This is a genomic window from Shewanella halifaxensis HAW-EB4 (assembly GCF_000019185.1).
Taxonomy (GTDB): domain Bacteria; phylum Pseudomonadota; class Gammaproteobacteria; order Enterobacterales; family Shewanellaceae; genus Shewanella; species Shewanella halifaxensis.
Map to the genome: position 1 here is coordinate 2,249,110 of NC_010334.1, position 21,584 is coordinate 2,270,693.

Sequence of the window (21,584 nt, forward strand, 5' to 3'; positions counted from 1 at the left end):
TATGAGTCTCTCTATGATTAGAAGAGTTAAATCTCTAACGGTTTTCTTAATTTGTTATTTTTTAGTGAGCAGCGCAGCCTTGGCTGATGTCGTGCTCTCTTCTCATGCCTCTGAGTTAAAAAATCGATTTAGACTCGATCATATGGTTGAGTCTGTGACGCTACTCATACATAGAGAGTACGGCAGTGCCCCTGTGGTTATCGTGCGCCCTGATGGCAGTAAATGGTACGTTAACCGCCATCCTGAAGATAAAGTCACTTGGATGGAAGGCTTAACAGGTGACATGATCACCATTAACCAGCCAATGCCGGGTCCGTGGCAACTGATCGGCCAAGTGGTTGAAGGCTCCGTGATTGATAAGGTGTCGAAGCTTTCTATTGATGTTGATCCTATTCCGCAGCCACTGTTTCAAGGAGAACGACTCAAACTCACCGCCAGGTTATTGGGTGATGAGCAAAAAGTGCGCTTGCCGGGCCTCGATTTTATGATGAACTGGACTGCTCGGTTTGTCAGTGATAGCAACTCAGCCGATGAAAACTATGCCGCAGGCACACTTATAGTCGGTGCTTATAGAGACAATGGCGAAGCGCTGGATGAACGTCCAGATGATGGGATCTTTACCAGTGATTTAAACTTAGAGCAGCCATGGGGAGGTTACACTCTTCAAGTTCGTGCTAACAATGCGGTGCTCGAACGTGAATATACCGAGCCATTTAGATTATCCCCGCGGCCAATCGAAGTAGAGTTATTGACGCCTGATAATCCTGAAAGCGGGATCTGGACTTTAGATATTAAGCTGAACGATGAACTGCTTAAATTGGAACAAACCCATCTTGAAGCCGAAATAAATGGGCCGACAGGCAAGATGATCCCGGTAACGATCGCCGATTTTAAAGAGGCCAGCAACCGCTTTGTGCTACCTAAGGTAATGGATTTCGGTAGTTATCATTTAAAGCTCAGTGCAGTGAGTACCACAGTTAACGGAAGAGAGATCTACTTAAGCTTGCCAGAGCTGTTTTTTAATCTTATTCAGCCACCAGAGCCGCCACCGAGTGCAGAGGAGCTTGCTGCAAGAGCCGAGGCGATAGCCAAACAGCAAGAGCTGCAAGCGAAAGAGCAAGCCATTTTTCTCATCGTGTCGATCAATATTGTATTGATCGTGGTGGGGATATTGATTTTATTGTTCATTCGTAAACGCAGTAATCTCAAAAAGGCGTTGGCGGCAACTGAAGCACGCTTAGAAACTGAGGTCCGTCAGGAGAAGATGCTGCTAGAACTGGATCAAATCGATTTAACCATGCCGGAAGATACGGATAGTCAGGCTGGGAAAACGTAGTTTCGTCACCTAAATGTCGAAGAATAAATCGAATTGTTCGTTTTTCGACTAGTCAGTGACGATCTGATAAAAAACTTATTGACGGACTACCTCTCTCTACGTATTATTCACCGCACTTGATGAGGAGCGGTAGTTCAGTTGGTTAGAATACCGGCCTGTCACGCCGGGGGTCGCGGGTTCGAGTCCCGTCCGCTCCGCCAATCAAGTGCTAAATTTAAGTTATTTGTTAGTGACATAACGAATAACATTGGAAATCAACATGATTGATTTCTAGTAAAGTTTTGGAGCGGTAGTTCAGTTGGTTAGAATACCGGCCTGTCACGCCGGGGGTCGCGGGTTCGAGTCCCGTCCGCTCCGCCAATTTAGTAGTAAGTCCCGTTATTGTTAGTGACATAGCAATAACGTTAGAAATCAAGTTAATTGATTCCTAAAAAAGTTTAGGAGCGGTAGTTCAGTTGGTTAGAATACCGGCCTGTCACGCCGGGGGTCGCGGGTTCGAGTCCCGTCCGCTCCGCCAACACAAAGACGAAAGCCTCTACAGCAATGTAGGGGCTTTTTTCGTTTTACGATTTTTAAAGTAAATAGCTTTTTATTGAATAACTCCGTCACGCCGAGGTAACAGGGTCGGCAGTATTCCTAGTGTTAACACACCACTTTTTTGTTTATCACTTTTCTATTTTTAATGGTTTTAAACTGAAATCTTGTTTGCTTCTCTATTTACCTAGCACCTAGCACCTAGCACCTAGCACCTAGCACCTAGCACCTAGCACCTAGCACCTAGCACCTAGCACCTAGCACCTAGCACCTAGCACCTAGCACCTAGCACCTAGCACCTAGCACCTAGCACCTAGCACTTGCTGAATTCTTATCCATCCGGATTATTTAACGATAATATTGATTTACTTTTCTTAGCGTTATCGTATTTTACTCATGTTTGGCTATAGTTTTTACACTTGGACGTTTCTTTTAACAAACCAAGATTTCGCTAGAAATGAGCAGATAAGGAAATAGGCTATGCTAGAGCAGATCACTGCGATGCTTGCTTTGCTAGGTGTTTTATCATTGTTTTGTCAGTGGATAGGCTGGAAGCTGAGACTGCCCGCTATTCTTCCTCTACTCCTGTGTGGTCTATTGCTTGGGCCAGGACTCGGCTTCTTGGATCCTGATGCCATATTTGGTGATCTGTTATTTCCGATTATTTCACTCGGCGTCGCGGTGATCTTATTTGAAGGGGCATTAACTCTTAACTTTAAAGAGATAAAAGAGCATGGCGCCATGGTGACTAGGCTCGTGACCTTAGGCACGGTGATCACCTGGGCCTGTATTACGCTCGCTACCTTTTCTCTACTGGATTTTGAATGGCCAATGGCCTTGCTATTTGGTGCGTTAGTGGTGGTAACGGGTCCAACGGTAATTGTGCCTATGCTCAGAAGCGTACGGCCTAAAACCGAGCTGGCCAGTATTCTGCGCTGGGAGGGGATAGTCATCGACCCTATCGGTGCGCTGCTTGCGGTGTTAGTGTTTGAGTATATTGCCGTTGCCGCCGATCCCACCACTCATGTTCTGCACGCATTAAGTGTCATGTTAGCCGTTGGTTTAGGCTTAGGTGTATTGAGCGGCTATTTAGTGGGCTTAGTGCTGCGTAATAATCTACTGCCCCATTATCTGCGTAATACCGCGGTGTTGACATTAATGCTAGCGGTGTTTGTTGGCTCAAACTTGTTACAGGAAGAGGCGGGCTTACTGTCTGTCACTGTGATGGGAGTGTGGCTGGCGAATATGAAGGGTGTCGATATCGCCGATATTTTGGAGTTTAAAGAGACCCTTACCGTATTATTGATTTCAGCGCTGTTTATTTTACTTGCGGCAAGACTCAATGCCGATGCGCTTTTAAGCCTAGGTTGGGAAGGGCTAGCACTGTTAGCTGTCGTCATGTTAATTGCACGGCCATTGAGTATCTGGTGCTGTGGTGTTGGTACCTCGCTCTCAAGTGGTGATAAGTGGTTTTTAAGCTGGGTAGCACCGAGAGGTATTGTGGCTGCAGCGGTATCGTCTTTATTTGCCATAAAGCTTGAAGCGAGCGGTATTAAAGGCGCCGAGCTCATCGTGCCACTGGTGTTCTTGATTATTATCGGCACAGTAGTGATCCAAAGCTTAACCGCAGGTAAGTGGGCCAAAATACTCGGCGTCACCGCCGACTCGTCTCAGGGCTTACTTATTTTTGGTGCCTCTAAGTTCCCGCGAGCGCTTGCTAAAACCCTGCAATCAAAAGGCGTGACTGTGCTGCTTGCCGATAATAACTGGGACAATATTCGTCTAGCCAGAATGGATAACATCCCCGTATATTTTGGTAATCCGGCCTCCGAGCATGCAGAAAACCATATGGATATGGCAGGGATTGGCCGAGTCTTGGTGATGTCGCCTTATCGTCAACTCAATCCATTAGTGAGTTTTTATTTCCAGGACGTGTTTGGCGAGGAAAAAGTGTATGGACTTAATAATGGCGAAACCTCCAGCGCCAGGCACCAGTTGTCAGAGTCTTATTTGAAACGTCTCTGTCTGTTTGGTGATGCAGCTTCGTACTCAAAACTCGCCAGCTTGATGGCAAAAGGCGCAACGATAAAAAGTACCCGCCTGACCGAGAGCTTTAATTACGCCATGTTTATGGAGCAATATGCACAAGCTGCGATCCCACTTATTTATCTGCAAGAGGGCAAGGTCAGAGTCATTAGTGGTAGCGTCGTTCCTGAACTTTTAACTGGAGTAGAGCTGATCAGTTTAATTCCTGCCGATGCGGTTAAGTTGGAACTCACGAGTGACCCCCTTGACGAGGCTAGCACTGTTACTGACGGTAAGGATGGAATGGTTAGTTAAACATTTTCGGATGCTTGCTTCCCTATGGGCAGATGTGAAGGAACGATCGCATGTGTAGATATTGCCGTGTCCACACTTGATTGTTTCTTTCTTCAATTTTGGGCTCAGCGGTTAAGTCTATAAATTGAAAATGCCCCAAAGTTGGTTAGCCTTCGAATGAAGGCTGATTACATTTACTTTGATCTGAAGCTACGGGGAAGTGTGTTCAGCATTTTTGTTCCATGGTTGCTAATCGCCTCCAGCGGGGTATGTGCAGACACTGCTGAAGCACGCCTCGAGTACGTCCATGTAGGCTCAACGAAAACATCCATGTTTTCGACGGCTTCAGCCGTATCTACACTTGATAATTGGTGTACTCATTCGGCTGAGAGGTTTGGTTTCTAACTTGAAAATGCCCCAAAATGAGTTTCAACCTCCTAATTGATAACGTAACCATTCTTTCCTTTGGCCTACATTCCTTAATGCCAGTAGATACCACGGACGGACCGTTCAGAAAGATGTACCATCTCACTCAATGAGTTATCCAACTAGATAAACAGTCGGATAGCTAGTTATTTTTTACACACTGAACATAATGAACAGCAAAATGAAATTCACCTCGCTGTACTTGTGATAGGAATGTATATGTTGGCTGATATTGATGATAAAAAAATTACTGCTTTCAGAGATTTAGTTAATGATAACAATCGATTCGTCTTGAAAGCGTACGCAAACAAGCAAGGAAAAAATCAATGGAACCTTATATGCTCTAGTATGGACTGGATTTCTGTAGCTGTTCGAAATTTACATAGCTTTCCAGCCTTAGACTCCAATATTGATATTAGAGTCATGCAAATTTATTCTTTAATAAGCTCTATTGATATTGTTAATGAGGCGGTGATGCAGCTGCATCGTGTTTTTTTTGGTCATTTCACTGAACTTCTGCCGTTTAAAGGAGAAAAACTCATCTTCAACGAACGGATCTTCGATAAAGACGATAGTGATTATTTCAAAGAAGTCCGAGCATGTTTTGGGGCGCATCCAGTAAACCTCAATGGAGAAGGAAAAGAGAAACGATTTGCAAGTTGGCCTTATGAAGGGTTTACAAAAAGCAGCAATGACCTTGAGGTTAGACTTTATAGTAACGATCCCAATAAGGACGACATCGTGCTTGGATTAAACATCAAGGAACTTGTTGCCTTTCTTCAATCGCGTTATGAATACCTTGACAACATTTCGTTGGAAATCGAAAGACAATATGAATTTTGCAAACAGGAGCTTGCGCTGACCCCTATTGCTTACTGTAGAGATATGCGTGAATCCATAGATATTTTACTGAAGGAAAATGAATCAAGATTTAATAATGACTATTATCGGAGCACTCTAGAAGAGTTGGCTTTATTGCTAAGCACTCATCTTAGTGAAGCCGAGTTAGCAGAAGAAGTGTTGAAGTTTAAGAATAGCCTAGAGCCTCTCATAGAAGAATTACGGCAAAACTTACAAGAGGTAAATATTGTGGACTTACACCACGATGATTTGCTAAATCCAACATCCAACATCCAACATCTAGCATCGAAAGCACTCTCAATTATGAACTACCTAAGTTCTACTCATGCGTGCTTAGACAACGCCGTTATGAAGATCCACTGTTTGAATTCTATCTTAAACGTATCAATGAAGTATCGTTCAATAAGTATCAACTTAAGGTGTCAGACAGTGATGGGCAACTATTGCTTAAATTGAAACTCATTATGGATAGCATATCATAAGTGAATGCCATCACTGCTTTTAAGTCATGCCGTAAATCACATAAGGATATAGTATGAAAGATACCATTAAATCAGAACGTTTAGATGATATTTTAAGGAGGATTGGCTCCGCATTGTGGCTTCTTCAAACATTAGAAAAAGATAGGACAGCTAAAAAGATAGGACAGCCATATCTTTTTGTACTTTAGACCATCCTCTACTAGGCTTTTAGTTATCTGATTTGCACTGCTTAGTTAAGGATGCTGCTCATTACTTCCGCAAGAAGAACTCTAATCGATGCTGAAACAACGCCTTTCTATCACATCATAAACCGCTGCGTAAGAAGAGCTTATCTCTGCGGTGAAGATAAAGTCACGGGGAAAAGTTTTGAGCATAGACGAGGTTGGATTGTCGATAAAATCAAAGCGCTTTCAAACATTTTTTGTATTGATATCTGCGCCTATGCAGTAATGAATAACCACTACCATTTAGTCCTTAAGATTGACATCGATAAAGCTAAGCCATTGAGTAACCGTGAAATCATTACCCGGTGGTGTCAGATCACTAAGGGGCATGCTGTAGCGACTAAGTATTTGAATGGCAATACCTTGATTGAAGGTGAACGTTTACTCCTCGATGGTTTACTTACAGAGTGGCACGAGCGTTTATCGAGTATCTCTTGGTTTATGAGGTGTCTTAATGAAGACATTGCCCGCAGGGCTAATCGCGAAGATGAGTGTAAAGGGGCTTTCTGGGAGGGACGTTTCAAATCTCAGGCGCTACTTGATGAACAAGCACTGTTAGCCTGCATGATGTATGTGGATTTAAACCCTATTAGAGCGGGGATTGCCGGTACGGTACAAACTTCTGACTTTACTTCAATTCAAGAGCGTATTACTGAACTTAACACCGCCAAAACAGGCTCGGAATCATCAGTAAACCTCTCTGAACGTTCAACTGAAGAGCCATTAAAACCCCTCGCCCTATTTGATGGTTCAAGCCACCTTGCCACTCAATCAGAGGCTCCATCAGGTATTCCATTTCATTTCTGTGATTATCTGGAGCTTATCGATTGGACTGGTAGGGCTATCAGACCGAATAAAACAGGTTATATCGACTCAAGCCAACCTAAGCTGCTCAATGAACTTGGCATACCTGCTGATGCGTGGATAACTTCAGCCAAAGCATTTCGGCGTCAATACAGTGGTATTAGTGGTCGTTGGGATGCGATGTGTGAGTTTAAAAGGCAGCATCAAAGCGGAAAGTGGTGTAAAGGAAAATCCTATAGCAATGCATTGCACCCATAGCCCTGAATCGCATTGGCTAAAAGGGATAGAAAAGTCGGATCGAATTAAGGGTTCTGAATAAATCAAGAAACTTTTCTAATCAATGCTAGGTTGATTAGACCTAATACTCTAAATGATTTCTGTCCAATAATGAGTTAGGGCTTTAGTCATAACTTTGTGATCACCAAGCGATTATGTCGTATCTTAACTACCAACCGATTTTGTCGGTTTGCTAATTACCAAGGGAAAATGACGGATCCATTTTTATACATAATCCTTTAATAGTTTTAATTACTATTCAGGGGTTATTAAGGATGATCATCATGGATTCTCGCTCTCAACTTATCGTTGATGTGATCGCCAAAGTCACCCAAGGTAAGATCAGCATCAACAGTGCCTCTCAGCTCCTCAATAAATCCCGTCGAACAATAGAACGTTACCTCAGTCGTTATCGGGCTGAAGGGATCCGCTTTATCGTGCATGGTAATAAAGGTCGTGTACCCATCAATAGAACGCCTGAGTCATTGAAAAAACAGGTGCTACACCTCATTCAAACCAAGTATTACGACTTCAATTTACAGCACCTTGCCGAATTGCTCGCTGAAAATGAAGGACTGAGCATTAAGCGTGAAACATTGCGAGGTTGGGCTCACGAGATTAAACATGTTAAACGAGCCAAACGTCGGCGCAGTCAAGTAAGAAAGTACAGAGAGCGTATGGAATCACCTGGGCTAATGCTGCAAATGGATGGTAGCCCTCATCGTTGGTTTGGTGATAGTCGATCGTGTTTGATTGCCATTATCGATGACGCAACGAGTGATATCCATGCTGAGTTTTACCCTTCAGAAACGACGGAAGGTTGCATGAAAGTCATGAAGGCTTATATCGAGAAGCGAGGACTTTTTAAGACGCTTTACGTCGACCGAGCAGGCATTTTTGGTGGTCCCAAGCGCTGTCACTTCTCTCAGATGCAACGTGCTTGTGAGGAGTTAGGGATCGAAATAATCTTCGCCAATTCTCCACAAGGAAAAGGTCGAGTTGAACGCTCTTTTGATACGTTCCAAGACCGACTGGTTCCTGAGCTTAGGCTTCACAATATTACCGACATGCACAGTGCGAATGAGTATCTTCAGAAGGTGTTTATCCCCATATATTGGCAACAGAAAATAACCGTGAAAGCGAAAAGTAAGTTGTCAGCCTTCAAAGCCGTTCCTGAGCATATCGACTTAGATACTATCTGTGTGTACAAGGAATATCGGAAGGTACGACGAGACCATACCTTTAGTTATAACAACAAGATGTACGTTATTGACTCGCCAATCCGATATTCTATCGTCAATCAAAAGCTTGAAATTCGCTGTCAGTTTGATGGGACATTTTCGGTTTATTTTGGCCATAGAAAACTTCATATAACAGAGCTAGAAGAACCACCAAGAGGCTCTGAGTTCGGAATGGAGGTTCAGCGTAAGTTGGATGTGGTCGAGCTAGCCCAAACCTTGGGTAGCGTGACCAAAGCTGCTCAAGTTGCGGGGTGCTCTCGGCAAAGTATCTATACCTATCAAAAGGTGCTGGAAGAAGAGGGTGTGCTGGGGCTTAAACGTATCAACAAGCCCTTAAAAAGAAACAAAAATCGCATTCCTCAGGTGACAGAAGAGAAAATCGTCGAGCTGACACTCAACAATCCATATCGTACTTCCCTCCAACTAATGACTGAGCTTAAAAGGGATCACAACATCACAGTAAGCAGTGCCACGATCCGAAATATCTGGAAGCGTGAGGTGATGAATACCAGAGAGCTTCGAGTTACACGAGCTGCATCCCTAAATAAGGAAATCTAGCATGATAGGCTAGACTATATAGTGAACGACAAAGTCGCTTGGCTTTTATTCCGTCAGGCTCCCTCGGTAATCACAGCTTTAGTCATAACTTCAAGTAGCAAAGATTATGCCTTTCTAACTCAGTGTAGATGCGGCTGAGACCGTCGAAAACAGGGATGTTTTCGTTGAGCTCACATGGACGTGCTTGCAGCGAGTCTCAGAAGTGTCTGCACATACGCCTGCCGCAGGCAATCGGAACCACTTTTGCTAATTATTACCCTCGAGCTAAAAATATATCGAATCAGTGTGGGCTTTGCTATCAAACGAAGTTTGATTGATTTGGCTTTACTTTAGATGCACACGTGCTTCACGTACCAACAAACTTTTGTCCAAAAGTAAGTGAGTCAACTCGATGTTTATAGCAAGCAACAGAGCTCTGTTGATGAGGTAGAGTCCGACTCTTCTTGAGGCGTGATTAGCTATGGCACGCCGAGATTTACGTGAGTAGCAGGTAAATGTCTCTTCAGTCGGTCGAAAAAACAACGATCAGGCTCTTTGATTCGCAAAACCTAAATAAGTTTGTTCGAAATCACATTCCTCCTCAAATCGCTCCCCTATACTGCGCGGCCTTTATGGGGTTCCGCTAGTTTTTCATTCGCATTTTTAAATCAAACTCCCTGCATTGCGTTGTTTATATCGCTGCGGGCGACATTTTCGGCGCCTATATGATGTGGCGATCTGGCTATGTGATGCGATTAAGCTATGTAAACAGAACCCTTAAAAGGTCATATAAGAGCCGATTTAAGGAGATGTCCATTATGGACTCTGTAATTAACAAAACTGAAAATGCCTCGGCACAAGTCAAGGTCAAATCAAGCTGGAGCAAGAGCGATACTCTATGGGTATTAGGGCTCTATGGTACGGCCGTGGGGGCTGGCACCCTTTTCCTGCCAATTAATGCGGCTCAAGGTGGCTTGATCCCTCTCATTATCATGGCACTGCTGGCACTGCCAATGACCTTCTTCGCTCATCGTGGATTGACCCGTTTTGTGTTATCGGGTTCAAATCCAGAAGCTGGGATCACCGAAGTGGTAGAGGAGCATTTTGGCGTCGGTATGGGCAAGGTTATCACCTTACTCTACTTCTTTGCTATCTACCCGATTTTGCTTGTCTACAGTGTTGCGCTTACCAATACTGTCGAAAGCTTTATGCAACATCAGCTGAATATAGCACCGCCTAACCGCGCCACATTAGCCTTAATCTTGATTATTGGTTTGATCGCCGTGGTTCGCTTAGGTGAGCAGTTAATTATCAAAGCGATGAGTGTGCTGGTTTTCCCATTCGTTGCCGTCCTCTTGCTGCTTTCCGTTTACCTAATTCCTTACTGGAACACGTCAATATTTAACAATGTGATGCCAGCAGATGGAGGAATAAGCACTATCTTAATGGCATTGTGGTTAATACTGCCTGTGATGGTATTTTCATTTAATCACTCTCCGGTTATCTCCTCCTTTGCGGTCGATCGTAGGAAAGCTCACGGTGAAAATGCCGACAAACAGTGTTCACGGATCTTAGCGTTCAGCCATATCCTTATGGTTGTCACTGTGATGTTTTTCGTATTTAGTTGCGTATTTAGTTTATCTCCAGCCAATTTAGCAGAGGCGAAAGCGCAAAATGTGTCGATATTAACGTATCTGGCAAACCATTTTGATACGCCGATTATCGCCTATGTCGCGCCAATTGTTGCGATCATCGCTATCACTAAGTCATTCTTTGGCCACTATATCGGGGCGAGTGAAGGCTTTAATGGTTTAATCATCAAGGCTGCACGCGGCAAGGGAAAAGAGGTTAATCTTGTCACTCTGAACCGTGTTACCGCAGGTTTTATGCTATTGACCACGTGGGCCGTAGCCACAATCAACCCGAATATTTTGGGAATGATTGAAAGCCTAGGTGGACCAATCATCGCGCTGCTGCTGTTTATTATGCCGATGTACGCCATCATGAAAGTGCCGGCGATGAAGCAATACTCGGGTGCCATAAGCAATGTTTTTGTGGTGATTATCGGATTGGTATCAATCTCGGCAATCTTCTATTCATTGGTGCAGTAAAACGACGAAGAGGGCAAGAGCCATTGGTTTTTGCTCTCTCTTCCTGCTTTTTCGCCTTCTGCTCACTGGCCGAGCCTGTTCATTTTAAGCTGTACTTTTTAAGTCGATAGTGCAGACCTTCCTGTTAAAAGAAAATAGCCGAGCTTATCAAGCTTATAAAACAGTCAGTTAGATTGCTTAAAATCTATAGAACATCACAATTTTCCCGATGATTTAGTCTTACTTTAACTCTCAGTTGCACTTTTGTCTCTGACAGGGAACACCTTGCTGAACCTAAGAGGCACCTTGTTCAGTGAACTATTAGTTGTTACGGCAATGCTGCCTATCTTATTGATTATTAGTGGCTTCGTGTGGAGCTATTACAAGCGTTGCAATTAAATACGGACTGTCAGTCAGTATTTTCCGAGCAACAGGCTCCTTATGTGGTTGCCGCGACAACAAGCAAACAGAGAGAAAACTTGCCGTTTTTTCAGCGCCCAAGCTGCGAACTGCATTCAGCTTCCGTTCATCTTCACACAGGCCTACTAGCGCCATCAGCAAATAATCACTGAAACTTACTCACTTGTTGTGCAGTGCTAAACTTCACCACAAGTATAATTGGACAAAGGTTGGGGATATGGAGAAATTTATGCATCGCACCTCAAATATATTATTACTCGCTGCAATAACTGTATTGGCAACACCAGTCTTGGCTGACGAACCTCAGCAGGATATTTTATTAAAAGAAGAGCAAATTGATACAGGACTGAAGAATTTCGGCTATCAGACAGGCTTAGCGCTTGGTTGTGTGGCCGCAGACCAACGCGCACAATTAGAAACCGAGGCTATGAATATCAATAGCGAAATCAGTCGCACTCTGGGGGGCGACCGAGCGTTTCTCTATGCCGCTAGCTTTGGATACGGCACTAATATTGAACTTAATGTGCAGGAGTGTACTGAAGCGTTGGCAAATTTTGAAAAACGAGCCGCAGCATTTCACCAAGATACGAGAGGCGAGAAATGAAACAAGGACTAACACTCGCCTTGACGGTATTGCTGGTAACCGGTCTCGGGAGCTTTGATGCCAATGCTGGCCGCTATGAAGTACGCAAAGAGATCCGTGAGGGGGTCCGCGAAGTCAATCGCGAAAAGCGCGAAGCTGCCCGTGAAGTTTTACGTTGCAAGACCCGCAAATGTGCCAAACGTGAAATTCGTGAGGGTTATCGAGAGGTCGCCAGAGAAAAACGCGAAGCACGCCGCGAAATCCGTCATGCTCTGCATGATAACCGCCATGACCGATGGCAAAATAACAATGATAATTTCCTGACCGGTGTATTGGTTGGCGGGGCGATTATTGGCGCTGCAACCGCAATTGCTAACGATAATAACTGAGCCAGTGGCTTAGTTACACCAGCTTGAATGCAAGCTCTGCTTGGCGCAGCATCTAACCTAGTGGCTATGGGCACCAACGACGAACAGGGTCAAGGAACGTTTTTAACCGCAAGGACGCGGTTTTTCTCGATAGGCTTCATACCATGAGTCTCTTGCTGCTACGGCTCCATATGTTGCTTGATTCTCTTCAAACTGCACAGCAAATCGCACTGCAAACCGCTTGTTTCCATCGCTCGATTTCTCTTCTCAATTGCTGCTAACCTGTTAGAGTCGTTATTCTACAAATAGAGTGACCATCTTTGATGTTCATTGAAACCAATCGAGTTTTTGGTATCTCTTCTACCTTGACCAAAGAGATGTAATGGATTACCCCCCAGACATAAATATAGACAGACATAAATATAGACAGGCATAAGCATAGACAGACATAAACATAGACAGAGTGATACAAGGGACATTTGCCATGGAACACAATACTAAAAGTAGGCTTTTTCCGCTTCAGGTTTTGGCGTACAAGGGTTATATGAAGGCGTTGAAGCTGGCGGCCAAGATAATCCCCATGCCGAAGCCAACCCTTTTTACCGGCGAGGGTTCATCATTAGAACTGTGTGATGCCATGGCACATATGGGGATGAAGAGGGTACTTATTGTCACCGACAGCGTTTTGATTAAGTTGGGGCTTTTAGATGCAATTCAAAGCCGCCTAACGGACAGTAATGTTGAATATGTCATCTATGATGGTGTGCTGCCCGATCCTACCTATACCCAGGTAGAGTCCGGCTTAGCCCTCTATAATCGTCATCGTTGCGATTCCATTTTGGCCGTCGGCGGGGGCTCGCCGATTGATGCCGCAAAAGTGATCGCCGCAAGAGTGAATAACCATCGAAAGATAGAGAAGCTCACCGGCCTATTTCGGGTATGGAGAGCGCCTGCGCCGCTGTTTGCCATACCGACAACGGCGGGGACGGGATCAGAGGTGACTATCGCCGCAGTGGTTTCCGACCCCTTGACTCATAAGAAGACACCACTTATCGATCCAAAGCTTGTGCCTATGATGGCTTCGCTGGATGCGTCGTTAATGACGGGTTTGCCGCCTCATGTGACGAGTGCAACGGGGATGGATGCACTGACTCATGCCGTCGAGGCGTTTATCTCTATGAACGCTTCAGCCGATACCGATGCCTACGCGATAGCGGCGACGCGCCTTATCATGCAGAACTTATCGAAAGTGGTTATGGATGGCAGCGATATCGAGGCGCGGCACAATATGGCGATGGCCTCTTATTACGCAGGTCTGGCGTTTACCAAGGCAAGCCTAGGTTATGTGCACGCTATCTCTCATAATCTGGGGGCTAAATATGGCACCCCACACGGTCTGGCCAATGCCATCGTCTTGCCCTATGTTCTCGATTATTCAAAGGAGGAGATAGTGCCCCGTCTGGCCGAACTCTCACGCATCTGCGGTCTTGGTAAGGACTGTGATAGTGATGAGGAGCTGGCGCAGGTATTTATCGAGCATATTCAGGGGATGCTCAATGAGTATGGCATCGCTTCGCAGCTCGATACCCTTAAGGTTGAAGATGTGCCAGAGTTAGCTAGGGCGGCGCTGAAGGAGGCGCATTTTAACTATCCGGTGCCCAAATATATGGATCAGCTTCAGTGTGAGGCGCTTATCAGGCAGATGCTAGTGGTGTAACACCTATCTGCTATCTGCCGTGGCTAATGACAAGACACCTTTTGAAACCGATATTTAAATGAGTGGTGCACTTCTACTTTGAACAAGGGCTGGAATCGTATTGAGCGGAATATTTGGGTGCCTATGGGCTGTAGACACCTATAATTGTATGACGCAGTGATGATGCCATGAGTGAGCCTAACCAGTATAAGCCTGTTTATATGCCATGTTGTTATTGATTATGGCTCCTCTCTAGTTTGCTAACGCTATTGCCCTTTGGTCATTCAATAATGTTTTTGATTAAATGAGTCAGAAATTGCGTTAGGGGAGAATCACGTTTTCTTTGTGGGTAACATGCAACCATTGCAATCTCTAGTTGATATTCAGCAGGGATAGGTATGAAGTAAAAATCAGCTGGTAGCTGTTTTAGCCCTGTGATACAGGCGGCTTTATTTTGACGCAAAATATCAAAGCCTACCGAAGCACTATCAACGTAAGATCTGAGATTAATCGATATTCCTTTCTGTTTGAGCGTTTCTAATTGTAAGAATACATTTTCATTCCATCCTCTGAGCCGGATCATCTCGAGCGGCCATTGGATCACTTCACTCCACTTAGGTTTTCCATGAGATTGGTGCACCACAAATCCAATTTCATCTCTATACAATATTTGCTGATAGATTGATTGAGACTCGCGTCAAACAGTTGTATACCTATATCTATTTCGCCTTCAATGATTAACTCTTTGGTGCTGTTACTCCAGGACTGCAATCGAATTTCTGCATTAGGAAAGCTTGAGTGTACTTTTTGGTAAATTTCAGTTCCATTTGACTCAAATGTAATGCCATTCAGTGCGATTGTGATGGGCTTTTTATATTCCTTTGGATCAAACTGGGTGCTTAAAAACGCGTCATCAATTAGATCTAACGCCTGAGTGATTTTTGGAATGAGGCTGGATGTGAACTCCGTCGGTTCAAGTCCGGCTGCGCCACGCACAAACAGTTTATCGTTAGTGTGCTCCCTAAGCCTTGATAGACTCTTGCTTATTGCACTTTCTGTCTTGCCTAGTTTTCTGCCAACGAGCTTCATATTACGATATTTATTCAAGAGGACGAGCATTTTCAATAAATTCAGATCAATCTCTCTTTCCATATGTTCAAGTGTTCCTTTCCTAATAGTCCAAATATTCAAGGTAACATAACTTAGCCCATTCTAAAATAAGATAGAAATTCAGGTTATGAAACTCAACAAAATCATGTTAACGCTGTTGTCCGTATGTACTATCGCGTCAAATCCAATGATGGCGTACGCGAAAGATCACAACGAGACTATCGACGCTCAAGAACCCCCCAATATTATCCTCATTGTTGCAGATGACTTAGGTTGGACCGACTTAAGTCGTTATGGCAGCGAAATACAGACACCAAATATTGATCTGATAGCCCATGAAGGTATTCAGTTTACCGACTTTCATGCATCAGTAAGCTGCTCACCGACCCGCACCATGTTGCTAACTGGCGTGGATAACCATCAAGCGGGTATGGGAAATATGAGTGAGCTATTGACCGAGGCCCAAAGGGGACAGCCTGGCTACGAAGGCTATATAAACAAAGATGTTGTCACTTTGTCTGAGGTATTAAAGAACAACAATTATAACACTTACATGGCAGGTAAATGGCATTTGGGTCATCAGCAAACAAACTGGCCGTATGCGCGTGGGTTTGAACGCTCATTTAGCACACTTGAAGCCGGGGGGAGTCATTGGTCTGATATGACAGGTTTGTTGGCTGAAATACAGGAAACATCGACGTATGTTCGTGACAACAAGCAATTAACTGAGCTACCAAGAAGTTTTTATTCCACAACGGCCTATACCGATGAGTTAATGACCTATATCCGAGAAGGTAAGCGCAATAACAAGCCCTTCTTTGGATACTTGGCATTTACAGCACCACATGATCCTTTGCACGCGCCTGAACCTTGGTTGAGTGAGTATGAAGGGGTTTATGATTCAGGATATGAAGTATTAAAAGCGCAGCGTATCAAAAATAGTAAAAAGCTTGGGCTAATTAGTCAGGACGCCCCAGAGCCAGAGATGCACCCCGTTGTTACGCCATGGAAGCAGCTCTCCAAAGAGCAAAAAATGATAGAAACTAAAGCGATGGAAACATACGCTGGCATGATCTCCAACATGGACTACAACGTTGGCCGATTACAGCGTTTTCTGAAAGACATCAATGAATATGATAATACCATTTTTGTTTTCATGAGTGATAACGGCGCTAACCCATGGTTCTCAGAAGAGTATCCGGGGAACAGAGGCAGTTCATTTTTAGCTCAGTTTGACAATAGCTTAGAAAATATTGGCCAACCGATGTCACATTATGCCTATGGCGCGGGATGGGCTTCTGCAAGCAACGGTCCTTTGGACCGCTTTAAAATGACTGTCAGTGAGGGAGGCATTAGAGTTCCCTTGCTGATCTCTGGCCCAGGCATAAACAAGCGCGATGATATTAACGGTAGTTTCGCTTATGTGACTGATCTTATGCCAACGCTGCTCGATTATGCCAATGCAAAACATCCTGACACCTTTAATGGGCGTGATGTGATAGATATGCAGGGTAAATCAATGCGCCAAATGCTTGAGGGGAAAAAAGAGTCGGTTCATAGCGACAGTGATGTCACCAGTGGCGAAATGAGGTTTGGCAGATGGACGAGATTAGGAGACTTTAAAGCCGCGATGATCCCAAAGCCATACGGTGATGGTCAATGGAAATTGTTTAATCTTGTAAACGATCCAGGAGAAACGAACGATCTATCCAAACAGTATCCACAAAAACTGCAGCAACTTACGCAAGAATGGGATAAGTATGCGGAGCGTGTTGGTGTTATTGGAAAATAATAAATAATGATTAAGGGCAAGGATGCCCAACTATTCTTGAGGTTCTGATGCAGCATTTGAATAAAGCAATGAAAAAGCTACACGTGATGGTTAAGCCTGTTGGCGCAGCATGCAATTTAGATTGCACGTACTGTTATTACTTAAGTAAAAGCGATCTGCTTGACTATCGAGGGGAGTTTAAAATGAACTACGCCTCGTTAGAGCAGTTCATTAAGCAATACATACAAGCACACAATGCGCCTGAGATATTGTTTACCTGGCAAGGCGGTGAGCCCACATTACTCGGCATTGATTACTTCAAAAAAGTTGTAGAGCTGCAACAAAAATATTGCCCGCAAGGTAGCGTAATACTCAATGACTTGCAGACCAATGGCGTATTGCTTAATGATAAATGGTGTCAGTTTCTTAAAGAAAATCGATTTATTGTGGGATTGAGCATTGATGGGCCAAAAGCAATACATGACTATTATCGGGTGAATAAAGCAGGTAAGGGCAGTTTTGAACAAGTCTATCGCTCAGTATTGTTGCTGCAAAAACATCAAGTGCCCTTTGCGACTCTGACATGTATTAATAACCACTCGGCGCAATATGCACTAGAGATTTATCAGTTTCTGCGAGATGTGTTGCAATCGCCGCAGATCCAGTTTATCCCTATCGTAGAGCACAGCAGCTTTACAGCTGAATCTTCGACACAAGCACTCATCGATGTGAAGGTGGTGGGGGCTAATGCCGCGACCAATGTGACCTCTTGGTCCGTCTCTGCGCAGCAGTGGGGGCAGTTCCTCTGCACCGTCTTTGACGAATGGTACGAAAATGATATCGGTAAAGAGAATGTCATCTATTTTGAAGCCATGTTCCAGATATGGCTCGGGATGACGTCACCAATATGTACTCATGCCCCTTTGTGTGGCAAGGGATTAGCAATGGAGCTTAATGGTGATGTCTATAGTTGTGATCACTTTGTCTACCCAGATTATAAGCTGGGAAATATAAACGATCATCAATTAGATGAGATGGCTTTTTCCAAAAAACAGGAAGATTTTGGTAGAGGAAAATCCACAACACTGACGCCACAGTGTCAGCGCTGTGACTATTTGTTTGCCTGTTATGGCGAATGCCCTAAAAACAGAATTGCCACCGATAAAGCGGGTAACATAGGACATAATTTCTTATGTCAGGGCTGGTATATGTTTTACAGTTATATTGATGAACGCTTAGCAAAGCTTATCAAAAGTAAGGGGTTATCTGTATCCAAAGGAGCCTATAAAGCAAAACTAGCAAAGGTGCGCTAACAGCACCTCTAGTGCAGTTAGCAGCTTTATCTGCTTCTAAGCTCCATTAAAAATGAGCTGATGTCTTAGTCTTACATTAAGTGTGTCAGGTAACTGATAAGAATAGTTGAGCCGCTCTAAATAATTTTACTCCTCTTATCTTCTCTTCTTTTAGTTTAACCGTCATCGGTTATAGGTTTCTATGTTGGCATTTTCGAAAACTCTGAATAAACAACTACACTAGTTAACTTAACGGTTCAATATACTGCGCTTTACCCGTTTGGATAGGGTTAATTAGACGATGGAGAATATTTATGGCTAACAAGAAATGCCCTGTGATGCATGGCGGCGCCACTGAAATAAGTATGTCGAATATGGAGTGGTGGCCTAAGGCGCTTAACCTCGATATCTTGCATCAGCACGACAGTAAAACTAACCCAATGGGAGCGGGCTTTAACTATCGTGAACAGGTCAAATTATTAGATGTAGAGGCACTTAAAAAAGATCTTCACGCGCTGATGACAGATAGTCAGCCATGGTGGCCTGCAGATTGGGGGCATTATGGCGGGCTAATGATCCGTTTGTCTTGGCATGCTGCGGGAACTTACCGTACGGCAGATGGCCGAGGCGGTGCCGGTAGGGGCAACCAGCGTTTTGCGCCGCTTAACTCCTGGCCAGACAATGTCAATTTAGATAAGGCTCGTCGCCTACTTTGGCCCCTTAAAAAGAAGTATGGAAACAAGCTGAGCTGGGCTGATTTGATTGCTTATGCGGGGACCATAGCTTATGAATCAATGGGCCTTAAAACCTTTGGTTTTGCCTTCGGTCGTGAAGATATCTGGCACCCTGAAAAGGATATTTACTGGGGAGCAGAAAAAGAATGGTTAGCTCCAAGCGGCAGCGAAGGGAGTCGATACTCTGGCGAGCGCGATCTCGAAAACCCATTAGCTTCCGTGATGATGGGGCTTATCTATGTTAACCCTGAAGGGGTTGATGGTCATCCTGACCCACTTAAAACCGCCAATGATGTTCGCGTAACCTTTGAGCGTATGGCGATGAACGATGAAGAAACCGTAGCGCTAACCGCTGGTGGTCATACCGTGGGTAAGTGCCACGGTAACGGAGATGCTGAGCTGCTAGGTCCTGTCCCTGAAGGGGCTGATGTCGAAGATCAAGGCTTGGGCTGGATAAACAAAAGCCAACGTGGCATAGGCCGTGACACGGTATCGAGTGGCCTTGAGGGCGCGTGGACAACACATCCGACCCAGTGGGATAACGGCTATTTTACGCTATTACTTAATCATGAGTGGCAGCTTAATAAAAGCCCTGCAGGAGCTTGGCAGTGGGAGCCTATCAACATTAAAGAAGAAGACAAGCCGGTCGATGTTGAGGATCTGACTCAGCGCTACAATCCCATTATGACCGATGCAGATATGGCGATGAAGTTGGATCCCGATTACCAGATAATTTCTGCACGTTTCGACAAGGACCCTGAATACTTTTCAGATGTGTTTGCTAGAACATGGTTTAAGCTGACCCACCGTGATATGGGACCGAAAACAAGGTATATAGGCCCAGATGTGCCAGCTGTTGATCTACTTTGGCAAGATCCAGTGCCTAAAGGGCGCAGTGATTATGATGTCGAGGCGGTTAAGGCACAAATCGCGGCAAGTAGTTTGAGTGTTAGCGATATGGTCACCACTGCTTGGGACAGTGCAAGAACCTTCCGTGGTTCCGATCTTCGCGGTGGTGCTAATGGGGCAAGGATCCGTTTGGCTCCACAAAGAGACTGGCAAGCTAACGAGCCAGAAAGACTCAATAGAGTACTCGCCGTACTTGAACCCATCGCTGCTAAAAGTGGTGTCAGTGTGGCAGATGTCATTGTGCTTGCGGGTAATCTTGCTGTTGAGCAGGCCGCGAAAGCGGCAGGTTTTGCTATAAAAGTGCCGTTTTCACCGGGCCGCGGGGATGCCACTGCTGACATGACCGATGTTGAATCTTTCCATGTTTTAGAGCCGCTTCATGATGGTTATCGTAATTGGTTAAAGAAAGATTACGCCGTTAGTGCAGAGGAGTTGATGCTTGATCAAACGCAGTTGCTTGGACTCACTGCCCAAGAGATGACCGTACTCCTCGGAGGTATGCGCGTGTTGGGTACTAACTACAATGGCGAGAGTCATGGCGCGTTCACCGAACACCAAGGCGCACTGACAAACGATTTCTTTGTAAACCTGACCGACATGAATAACACATGGCAACCTGTTAGCAATAACCTGTACGAGATCAGCGACCGCGAAACCGCAAAGCTTAAGTGGACGGCGACCCGGGTCGATCTTGTGTTTGGATCTAATTCAATTCTTCGGGCCTACGCCGAGGTGTACGCTCAAGATGATAATCAACAAAAGTTCGTGGAGGATTTTGTTACTACGTGGGCTAAGGTGATGAATTCAGACCGTTTTGATTTAGATTAAATCTGCTTACGGCTAGCATATTTGGTGTGATGGTTGATTTGTCACTGCGATGACGATCACTTGTGATAAACAAGAATGTTTCAAATAAAATGGAGATCTAAGTGGTGAACTTAGGTCTCTCTTTTTGCTTTTTCATAGTCAGTGACTTCGCGTAAACCTGCTTTGTGTACTCAATAGTGCGTGCTTTAAAGATTCATGTGGCGACTTCATGCGGCTCACTGCTGCGCGTTCAAAGTTGCGTCACATATTCTTGAACGTGCCAAGCAAAAATTAAATGGATAACCGCTCCTTGCTAACAAACATCATTATCATGCCCAATGTTTCTTTGATTGAACATAAACCAAAGTATATTCGTGCATTGGGGGGCTAGCGTTTATAGTTAAAGATATTTTATTTGGGAATAAGCTGATTCATGCTAATCGTCTATGATAACAATCGCCACTTAAGAGTGTTTTTCAACCAGCACAGCCAATCAGAAGCCGCTATCCGCAAAGATATAGCAGAACGTTTGCCTCGTCTTATTACTGAAAATAGCCCTAAACTTAAATTTGCCAATCCACTTCGATTTAATGGCTATAAAATTCATGAATACAAAATAGTGGCAGATAAACAGCTGACCTGTAGAGTTGCTTACACTTATGAGAATGACACAATAACAATTATTTATATGAGTGAGACTCTGATTAAACGTCAATTCTGTCAATTACTCGCTAAAACAGATCTTATCTCTTAATGACCTAAGC

At 44.4% G+C, this 21,584-nt stretch carries 16 protein-coding genes and 3 tRNA genes; 17 read left to right on the forward strand and 2 right to left on the reverse strand.

Annotation, left to right across the window (positions count from 1 at the left end; all coding sequences use genetic code 11):
* Nucleotide 1: 1 nt before the first annotated feature.
* The 13 genes from SHAL_RS09710 to SHAL_RS09765 all read left to right on the forward strand — a co-directional run bounded on the left by SHAL_RS09710 (nucleotide 2) and on the right by SHAL_RS09765 (nucleotide 14,218).
* Nucleotides 2-1,336: a TIGR03503 family protein gene (locus SHAL_RS09710; RefSeq protein WP_012276973.1), complete on the forward strand. Its 1,335-nt coding sequence runs from the start codon at nucleotides 2-4 to the stop codon at nucleotides 1,334-1,336.
* 123 nt (nucleotides 1,337-1,459) lie between these two features.
* A tRNA-Asp gene (locus SHAL_RS09715) sits at nucleotides 1,460-1,536 on the forward strand.
* 83 nt (nucleotides 1,537-1,619) lie between these two features.
* A tRNA-Asp gene (locus SHAL_RS09720) sits at nucleotides 1,620-1,696 on the forward strand.
* Nucleotides 1,697-1,776: 80 nt separating this feature from the next.
* Nucleotides 1,777-1,853 (forward strand) — tRNA-Asp (locus SHAL_RS09725).
* A 497-nt stretch (nucleotides 1,854-2,350) separates the two neighbouring features.
* Nucleotides 2,351-4,210, forward strand: coding sequence for a cation:proton antiporter (locus SHAL_RS09730; RefSeq protein WP_012276974.1), 1,860 nt, complete (start codon nucleotides 2,351-2,353; stop codon nucleotides 4,208-4,210).
* 624 nt (nucleotides 4,211-4,834) lie between these two features.
* Nucleotides 4,835-5,932, forward strand: coding sequence for a hypothetical protein (locus SHAL_RS09735; protein ID WP_223296264.1), 1,098 nt, complete (start codon nucleotides 4,835-4,837; stop codon nucleotides 5,930-5,932).
* A gap of 79 nt (nucleotides 5,933-6,011) precedes the next feature.
* A complete protein-coding gene (locus tag SHAL_RS23575; RefSeq protein ID WP_263053415.1) occupies nucleotides 6,012-6,146 on the forward strand; it encodes a hypothetical protein in 135 nt (44 codons plus the stop codon).
* 60 nt (nucleotides 6,147-6,206) lie between these two features.
* Nucleotides 6,207-7,244, forward strand: a complete 1,038-nt coding sequence (locus SHAL_RS09740) for a transposase (protein ID WP_041416350.1) — start codon at nucleotides 6,207-6,209, stop codon at nucleotides 7,242-7,244.
* A gap of 293 nt (nucleotides 7,245-7,537) precedes the next feature.
* Nucleotides 7,538-9,061, forward strand: a complete 1,524-nt coding sequence (locus SHAL_RS09745; RefSeq protein ID WP_012276977.1) for an ISNCY-like element ISShha1 family transposase — start codon at nucleotides 7,538-7,540, stop codon at nucleotides 9,059-9,061.
* Nucleotides 9,062-9,858: 797 nt separating this feature from the next.
* The gene (locus SHAL_RS09750; RefSeq protein WP_012276978.1) at nucleotides 9,859-11,151 is read left to right on the forward strand and encodes a serine/threonine transporter; all 1,293 of its coding nucleotides are present in this window, start codon (nucleotides 9,859-9,861) and stop codon (nucleotides 11,149-11,151) included.
* A 628-nt stretch (nucleotides 11,152-11,779) separates the two neighbouring features.
* Nucleotides 11,780-12,154, forward strand: coding sequence for a hypothetical protein (locus tag SHAL_RS09755; RefSeq protein ID WP_012276979.1), 375 nt, complete (start codon nucleotides 11,780-11,782; stop codon nucleotides 12,152-12,154).
* Nucleotides 12,151-12,522, forward strand: coding sequence for a hypothetical protein (locus SHAL_RS09760; RefSeq protein ID WP_012276980.1), 372 nt, complete (start codon nucleotides 12,151-12,153; stop codon nucleotides 12,520-12,522). The genes SHAL_RS09755 and SHAL_RS09760 overlap by 4 nt, the downstream gene beginning before the upstream one ends.
* A gap of 559 nt (nucleotides 12,523-13,081) precedes the next feature.
* Entirely contained in the window at nucleotides 13,082-14,218 is a 1,137-nt protein-coding gene (locus SHAL_RS09765; protein ID WP_223296265.1) for an iron-containing alcohol dehydrogenase, read from the forward strand.
* Between the two features lie 259 nt (nucleotides 14,219-14,477).
* On the opposite strand, the gene SHAL_RS09770 is transcribed toward SHAL_RS09765, so the two are convergent.
* Nucleotides 14,478-14,780 carry a hypothetical protein gene (locus SHAL_RS09770; RefSeq protein ID WP_190273629.1) on the reverse strand — a complete coding sequence of 101 codons (303 nt, stop codon included), beginning with the start codon at nucleotides 14,778-14,780 and terminating at the stop codon, nucleotides 14,478-14,480.
* Between the two features lie 17 nt (nucleotides 14,781-14,797).
* Nucleotides 14,798-15,349: a LysR family transcriptional regulator gene (locus tag SHAL_RS09775; protein WP_012276982.1), complete on the reverse strand. Its 552-nt coding sequence runs from the start codon at nucleotides 15,347-15,349 to the stop codon at nucleotides 14,798-14,800.
* Nucleotides 15,350-15,434: 85 nt separating this feature from the next.
* Between SHAL_RS09775 and SHAL_RS09780 the strand changes: the two genes are divergently transcribed.
* From SHAL_RS09780 to SHAL_RS09795, 4 genes are all read left to right on the forward strand, one after another.
* Entirely contained in the window at nucleotides 15,435-17,099 is a 1,665-nt protein-coding gene (locus SHAL_RS09780; RefSeq protein WP_012276983.1) for an arylsulfatase, read from the forward strand.
* A 68-nt stretch (nucleotides 17,100-17,167) separates the two neighbouring features.
* On the forward strand, nucleotides 17,168-18,391 hold the full coding sequence (locus SHAL_RS09785; protein ID WP_223296266.1) for an anaerobic sulfatase maturase: 1,224 nt from the start codon (nucleotides 17,168-17,170) through the stop codon (nucleotides 18,389-18,391).
* Between the two features lie 293 nt (nucleotides 18,392-18,684).
* Nucleotides 18,685-20,841: a catalase/peroxidase HPI gene (katG, locus tag SHAL_RS09790; protein WP_012276985.1), complete on the forward strand. Its 2,157-nt coding sequence runs from the start codon at nucleotides 18,685-18,687 to the stop codon at nucleotides 20,839-20,841.
* Nucleotides 20,842-21,253: 412 nt separating this feature from the next.
* The gene (locus tag SHAL_RS09795; protein WP_041415952.1) at nucleotides 21,254-21,574 is read left to right on the forward strand and encodes a hypothetical protein; all 321 of its coding nucleotides are present in this window, start codon (nucleotides 21,254-21,256) and stop codon (nucleotides 21,572-21,574) included.
* The last annotated feature ends 10 nt before the right edge of the window (nucleotides 21,575-21,584 follow it).